General features: G+C 71.8%; 7 protein-coding genes and 1 pseudogene. All 8 read left to right on the top strand.

Annotated features, from left to right (window positions below; translation table 11 throughout):
* Positions 1 to 123: 123 nt before the first annotated feature.
* The 8 genes and pseudogenes from hpt to AC2W7G_RS06495 all read left to right on the top strand — a co-directional run bounded on the left by hpt (position 124) and on the right by AC2W7G_RS06495 (position 6,800).
* Positions 124 to 681, top strand: coding sequence for a hypoxanthine phosphoribosyltransferase (gene hpt, locus AC2W7G_RS06530; RefSeq protein WP_485867720.1), 558 nt, complete (start codon positions 124 to 126; stop codon positions 679 to 681).
* A 137-nt stretch (positions 682 to 818) separates the two neighbouring features.
* Positions 819 to 2,831 carry an ATP-dependent zinc metalloprotease FtsH gene (gene ftsH / locus AC2W7G_RS06525; protein ID WP_485867719.1) on the top strand — a complete coding sequence of 671 codons (2,013 nt, stop codon included), beginning with the start codon at positions 819 to 821 and terminating at the stop codon, positions 2,829 to 2,831.
* A 76-nt stretch (positions 2,832 to 2,907) separates the two neighbouring features.
* On the top strand, positions 2,908 to 3,474 hold the full coding sequence (gene folE / locus AC2W7G_RS06520) for a GTP cyclohydrolase I FolE (protein WP_485867718.1): 567 nt from the start codon (positions 2,908 to 2,910) through the stop codon (positions 3,472 to 3,474).
* A 44-nt stretch (positions 3,475 to 3,518) separates the two neighbouring features.
* Positions 3,519 to 4,324: pseudogene (gene folP, locus AC2W7G_RS06515) on the top strand (dihydropteroate synthase).
* Positions 4,325 to 4,759: a nuclear transport factor 2 family protein gene (locus AC2W7G_RS06510; RefSeq protein ID WP_485867717.1), complete on the top strand. Its 435-nt coding sequence runs from the start codon at positions 4,325 to 4,327 to the stop codon at positions 4,757 to 4,759.
* Positions 4,760 to 4,841: 82 nt separating this feature from the next.
* Positions 4,842 to 5,213, top strand: a complete 372-nt coding sequence (gene folB / locus AC2W7G_RS06505) for a dihydroneopterin aldolase (RefSeq protein ID WP_485867721.1) — start codon at positions 4,842 to 4,844, stop codon at positions 5,211 to 5,213.
* A complete protein-coding gene (gene folK / locus AC2W7G_RS06500; protein ID WP_485867716.1) occupies positions 5,210 to 5,773 on the top strand; it encodes a 2-amino-4-hydroxy-6-hydroxymethyldihydropteridine diphosphokinase in 564 nt (187 codons plus the stop codon). Before folB ends, folK begins: the two co-directional genes overlap by 4 nt.
* 1 nt (position 5,774) lies before the next feature.
* Positions 5,775 to 6,800 (top strand): DUF3180 family protein, encoded by a 1,026-nt coding sequence (locus AC2W7G_RS06495; protein ID WP_485867715.1) that lies wholly within the window; start codon positions 5,775 to 5,777, stop codon positions 6,798 to 6,800.
* Positions 6,801 to 6,976 lie beyond the last annotated feature (176 nt).

Raw genomic sequence — 6,976 nt, 5'->3', positions numbered from 1 at the left:
CGCTGGACGCGCTGGTGACCGCGTGGCGCGGCCAGCGCCGGGTCGAGCTGCCCGGCCACGTCAGCGCCGAGCGAGCCGGGACGCGGCTGCGCTTCGTGGCCACGCCTGTGGCACGCTGAGACCGTGGATCTTCAGCACGTGGAGAACGACCTCGCCCCCGACCAGACCCTCTTCACCGAGGACCAGATCCGCGATCGCCTCGCGGAGATGGCGCGGCAGATCGAGGCCGACTACGAGGGCAAGGACATCCTGCTCGTCGGCGTGCTCAAGGGCGCCGTCATGGTCATGGCCGACCTGGCCCGCGCGCTGGACCGCCACGTCGAGATGGACTGGATGGCCATCTCCTCCTACGGCTCGGGCACGCAGAGCTCCGGCGTCGTGCGCATCCTCAAGGACCTCGACACCGACCTGGACGGCCGTCACGTCCTCATCGTCGAGGACATCATCGACACGGGCCTGACCCTGTCGTGGCTCGTCGCGAACCTGCGCTCGCGCCGTCCGGCGTCGGTCGAGATCGCGACCCTGCTGCGCAAGCCCGAGGCCCAGCAGATGCAGGTCGACGTCAAGTACGTCGGCTTCGACATCCCCAACGCGTTCGTCGTGGGCTACGGCCTGGACTACTCCGAGAAGTACCGCAACATGCGGGGCATCGCGACGCTCGCGCCGCACGTCTACAGCTGACCCGACGCCGGTTCGCCCCCGGCGAACACGGGAACGAGCCGCCCCTCCTCGTCGTTGAGTCGGGTGTCGGCGATGCGTGTACCGTCTGACTACCCCGTCGAGAACGTCAGTGAGGAGTGGGCTCCGCCCCGTCCCGTATGAATGCCAAACGTCTCTTCAAGGGCCCCTGGTTCTGGATCGTCCTGTCGGCGATCGCCGTGGTCGTCGTCCTCCAGCTGGTCACCCCGAGCGGCGGGTTCCGCGAGGTCAAGACCGCCACGATGGTGTCCTACCTCGAGGACGGCAAGGTCGAGGACGTCACCTTCATCGAGGGCGACCAGCAGATCGAGGCGACGCTCGACGGCGGCGAGAAGGTCCGTGCCCACTGGCTCGGCGACCAGGGCAGCCGGCTGGTCGAGGCCGCGCAGAAGTCGGTCGCGGAGAAGTCGCTGAAGTCCTACGACGTCGAGGTGCCCCAGCCCAGCTTCCTGGGCTCGATGCTCGGCGCGATCCTGCCGTTCATCATCATCCTGGCGATCTTCTTCTTCCTGATGAACAACATCCAGGGCGGCGGCGGACGTGTCATGCAGTTCGCCAAGTCGCGGGCGAAGCTGATCAGCAAGGACACCCCCAAGACCACCTTCGCCGACGTCGCGGGCTGCGACGAGGCGATCGAGGAGCTCGGCGAGATCAAGGAGTTCCTCCAGGAGCCGGCCAAGTTCCAGGCCGTCGGCGCCAAGATCCCGAAGGGCGTCCTGCTCTACGGCCCGCCCGGCACCGGCAAGACGCTGCTCGCGCGCGCCGTCGCCGGCGAGGCCGGCGTGCCGTTCTACTCGATCTCCGGCTCGGACTTCGTCGAGATGTTCGTCGGCGTCGGCGCCTCGCGCGTCCGTGACCTGTTCGAGCAGGCCAAGGAGAACGCCCCGGCGATCGTGTTCATCGACGAGATCGACGCCGTCGGACGCCACCGCGGCACTGGCATGGGCGGCGGCCACGACGAGCGCGAGCAGACGCTCAACCAGCTGCTCGTCGAGATGGACGGCTTCGACGTGCGCGGCGGCGTCATCCTCATCGCCGCGACCAACCGTCCCGACGTGCTGGACCCGGCCCTGCTGCGTCCGGGCCGCTTCGACCGCCAGATCGGCGTCGAGGCCCCCGACCTCAAGGGCCGCGAGACGATCCTCAAGGTCCACGCCCGCGGCAAGCCGCTCGAGCCCGGCGTCGACCTGCAGTCCGTCGCCCGCCGCACCCCCGGCTTCTCCGGCGCCGACCTGGCCAACGTGCTCAACGAGGCCGCGCTGCTCACGGCCCGCAGCAGCCGCAAGACGATCGACGACGCCGCGCTCGACGAGGCGATCGACCGCGTCATGGCCGGCCCGCAGAAGCGCACCCGGCTCATGAACGACCACGAGCGGCTGGTCACGGCGTACCACGAGGGCGGCCACGCCCTGGTCGCCGCGGCGATGCCCGCGTCCGACCCGGTGCACAAGATCACGATCCTGCCCCGCGGCCGCGCCCTGGGCTACACGATGGTGCTGCCCGACGAGGACAAGTACTCCCAGACGCGCGCCGAGCTGCAGGACAAGCTCGCCTACATGCTGGGCGGCCGCGCGGCCGAGGAGCTCGTCTTCCACAACCCGACGACGGGCGCCGGCAACGACATCGAGAAGGCCACCAACCTGGCCCGCGCGATGGTCACCCAGTACGGCATGAGCGACCGGCTCGGCGCCGTCCGCTACGGCGACGACAACAGCCAGCCGTTCCTGGGCCGCGACCTCGGGCACACCCGCAACTACTCCGAGTCGATCGCCGCGATCGTCGACGAGGAGATCAACGAGCTCATCCGCGTCGCGCACCAGGAGGCGTTCGACGTCCTGGCCGACAACCGCGACGTCCTGGACGCGCTGGTCGTCGAGCTGATGGAGAAGGAGACGCTCGACAAGGCCGAGGTGGCGCGCATCTTCGAGCCGCTTCGCCGTCGACAGCCGCGTCCGGCCTGGACCGGCTCCGACACGCGCACGCCCGACACGCGTCCGCCCGTCGACATCCCGGCGGTCAACGGCACCCAGCCGACCGGCGCGGTCGTCGTCGGCCCCGACACCGGACCCGACGCGCCGACCGGCGACCCGGGCGTGGCCCGCGAGGGCGGCGAGCCGGAGGGCGGTCGATGAGCGAGCGCAGCGAGCGAGCTCTGGGTGCCGTCATGCGCGGCGCTCCGTACCGTTCCTTCTCCACGGAGGGGCGCGCATGAGTGTGGACCAGCCGCGGGCGGAGGCGGCCATCCGCGAGCTGCTGATCGCGATCGGCGAGGACCCCGACCGCGACGGGCTCAAGGACACGCCGGCCCGCGTCGCCCGCTCCTACGCCGAGCTCGTCTCGGGCCTGGACCAGAAGGCCGAGGACGTCCTCGTGCGCACGTTCGACGTGGCGCACGAGGAGCTCATCCTGGTGAAGGACATCGAGATGTGGTCGATGTGCGAGCACCACCTCGTGCCGTTCTTCGGCGTCGCGCACGTCGGCTACATCCCGCGCGAGGGCGGGCAGGTCACCGGCCTGTCCAAGTTCGCCCGGCTCGTGGACGTCTTCGCCCGCCGTCCGCAGGTGCAGGAGCGGCTGACCACGCAGGTCGCCGACGCGATCGTGGAGAACCTCCAGCCGCGCGGCGTCATCGTCGTCATCGAGGCCGAGCACCTGTGCATGACGATGCGCGGCGTCCGCAAGGGCGGCGCGAAGACGATCACCAGCGCCGTCCGCGGCCAGCTGCGCGACCCCGCGACCCGAGCCGAGGCCATGGGTCTCATCACCGGGCGGTAGTCGTGGTGCTGCTGCCCTCGCTGCCCGGCGACCGGACGCTCGTCATGGGCGTCGTCAACGTCACGCCCGACTCGTTCTCCGACGGCGGGCGCTTCTTCGACCAGTCCCGCGCGATCGGCCGCGGCCGCACCCTCGTCGAGGACGGCGCCGACCTGGTCGACGTGGGCGGCGAGTCGACCCGTCCGGGCGCGGACCGGGTGCCCGAGGACGAGGAGGCTGCGCCCGGGTCCGTGCCCGTCGTGCGCGAGCTCGCGACGCCGGGCACGTGGTCTCGGTCGACACCACCCGCGTGCGGGTCGCCGAGCGGGCGCTCGAGGGCGGCGCCCAGCTGATCAACGACGTCTCCGGCGGTCGGGCCGAGCCCGACATGCTGCGCCTGGCCGCCGACACCGGCGTGCCGCTCGTGATCATGCACTGGCGCCAGCACTCGGCCACCATGCAGCAGCACACCACGTACGACGACCTCGTGACCGACGTCGTCGACGAGCTGCGCCAGCAGGTCGACGCCGCCGTCGCCGCGGGCGTCGCGCTCGAGCAGGTCGTCGTCGACCCGGGCCTCGGCTTCTCCAAGACCGGCGCCCAGAACTGGGAGCTGCTCGGCCACCTCGACGCCTTCGTCGACCTCGACCTGCCGGTGCTCGTGGCCGCCAGCCGCAAGGGCTTCCTGGGCGAGCTGCTGGCCGAGGGCGGCGAGCCGCCGCGTCCGCGCGACCGCGACGACGCGACCGCGGCGATCTCCACCTACTCCGCGCTCGCCGGCGCGTGGGCCGTCCGCGTGCACGACGCGAAGTCGTCCGCCTCTGCCGTCCGGGTCGCCGCGCGGCTCATCGACGAGCTGGCGGAGGACTGAGTGGAGCCGGCGCACGCCGCGGTCGTGGCCGCCCACCGGGGCTTCTACGACAGCATCGAGTCCGCGGACCTGGACCTCATGCGCGCGCTGTGGCTCGACAGCCCCGGCACCGTGTGCGTCCACCCCGGCGGTGCGCCGCTGCGCGGCACCGACGCGATCCTCATGTCGTGGGCGGTGCTCATGGCCAACGTCGACTACGTGCAGTTCTTCCTCACCGACATGACGATCTCGACGCGTCCGGCCGACCCCGACCAGGCCGAGGTCGCGATCGTCACGTGCACCGAGAACATGCTGTCGGACGCCGCGGCCCGCCAGACCGGCGGCTTCGCCGGCTCGTCCGCCGTGGCCACCCACGTCCTGGTCAAGGTCAGCACGGGCTGGCGGCTGTGGAGCCGGCACACGTCCACCCTGGTCGCCCCGGAGGAGGGCTCATGAGCGAGCGCAGCGAACGAGCGACGGCTCGAATCGCGGGCGGACGTCCGTACCGGGCTCTTCCCGCGGAGGTCAGCCCGTGAGCATGCCCGAGGGGCTGGACCGGATCGACCTGACCGGCATCCGCGCGCACGCCCACCACGGCCTGTTCGACTTCGAGCGGCGCGACGGCCAGACGTTCGTCGTCGACGTCAGCATCGGCCTGGACCTGCAGACGGCGGCCCGGACCGGCGACCTGAGCGCGTCCGTGCACTACGGCGAGCTGGCCGAGCAGCTGCACGCGGCGCTGGTCGACGACCCCACCGACCTCATCGAGACAGTGGCCCTTCGTATGCTGGACACGTGCTGGAAGCACGCACAGGTGCGATGGGCTAGCGTGACGGTGCACAAGCCCGAGGCACCGATCGAGGTGGCGTTCTCCGACGTCGCCGTGACCATGGAGCGGAGCAGAACGTGACCGAATCGCCCACCCCGTACGTCCTGGATGCGGACACGATGACCGGTGGGATGCGTCCCATCCGTCAGGCCGTGCTCGCGATCGGGTCGAACCTGGGTGATCGTCTCGGACGCCTGCAGGGGGCCGTCTCCGCGCTCGAGGACACCCCCGAGGTCACCCTCGTGGCCGTGTCCTCCGTGTACGAGACCGAGCCGGTGGGTGCGCCCGCCGACTCGCCGTCCTTCCTGAACGCAGTCGTCCTGATCGACACCACCCTGACCGTCCACACGCTGCTGGACCGCGCGCTGGCGATCGAGGAGGCCTTCGGCCGCGAGCGCAGCGAGCGCAACGCGCCGCGCACGCTCGACGTCGACCTGATCGTGGTCGGCGACCGCGTGGCCGACGACGAGCAGCTGACCCTGCCGCACCCGCGCGCCCACGAGCGCGCCTTCGTCCTGGCCCCGTGGCTGGAGATCGACCCCGAGGGCGAGATCCCCGGCAAGGGCTTCGTCGCCGACCTCATCGGCGACGTCGACACCAGCGGCATCGTGCGCCGCGAGGACCTCGAGATCCTGCTCTGACGTGAGCACCGGCCCGGTCCCCCGGACCTCGGTCGCCGTCCTGGCGGCGGTCGGGGCGGTGTTCCTGGTCGTCGGACGCCTGCTGCCGAGCCTGCTCGACCGCCTGGACGTCCACCCGCCGCAGGTGGGCTGGGCGCCGGCGGTCGCGCTCGTCGTGGGCGCCCTCGTGCTCGGCGCGCTCGCCTGGAGCACGTGGCAGAGCCTGCACAAGCGCCACGAGCGCATGACGTCCGACCACGGCATCAAGCTGCTCGCGCTGGCCAAGGCCAGCAGCCTGGTCGGCGCCGTCGTCGCCGGCGGGTACGGCGGCTACGCCCTCGCCTTCGCCGACGCGTGGGAGACGCCGCTCGGCCACGACCGCGTCCTGCACACGCGGCTTCGCCGCCGGCGGTGCGGTGCTGCTCGCCGTGGCGGCCCTGCTGCTCGAGCGGGCCCTGCAGGTGCCCGGCGACGACGAGGACGACGACGCCGGCCGGGCGCCCGACGCCACCCCGGCCTAGCCGGGTTCGGTTCACCTGGCGCCCCAGGTGGACCGACAGGTGCCAGGCAGATCTGCCTGGCACGTGGACGTCTTCGCCGAGCAGCGCCGGCGCATCCGCGAGCGCTCGGCCCCGAGGTGCGGGTCGAGCACATCGGCTCGACGTCGGTGCCGGGCCTGGCCGCGAAGCCGATCGTCGACGTCGTCGTCACCGTGGACGACGTCACCGCCGAGGAGGACTACCTCGACGCCCTGCTGGGCGCCGGGTTCGAGCTGCGGGTCCGCGAGCCCGCCCACCGCATGGTCCGCACCCCCGAGCGGGACGTCCACGTGCACGTCTACGAGCACGACCACCCCGCGGTCGAGGAGTACTTCCTGCTGCGCGACCGCCTGCGCACGGACGAGGGCGACCGGGCGCTCTACGAGCGCACGAAGCGCTCGCTGATGGAGCGCCGCTGGGCCGACATGAACGACTACGCCGACGCCAAGACCGAGGTCGTCGAGGCGATCAAGGAACGAGCCCGCGCGGCGCTTCGCCGCGATGTGTGAGGAGATGCACGTCGATCGGCGCTGCGGAGGTGCACAGCTCCCCACATCTCGGGGGAGCCGGGCTCGGGTGACCCCGGCTCACCAGCGGCCGGCGACCTCGGGGGCGACGAGCTCGGCGTAGACCGCGCGCACGGCGTCCAGCGTCGACTCCGGCAGCCGGCGCGAGGTCGGCGGCC

This window comes from Aeromicrobium sp. PFPM2_SD2, assembly GCF_057364525.1.
Note: the sequence above shows the minus strand (reverse complement) of the source record. Positions and strands in the feature narration are given on the sequence as shown.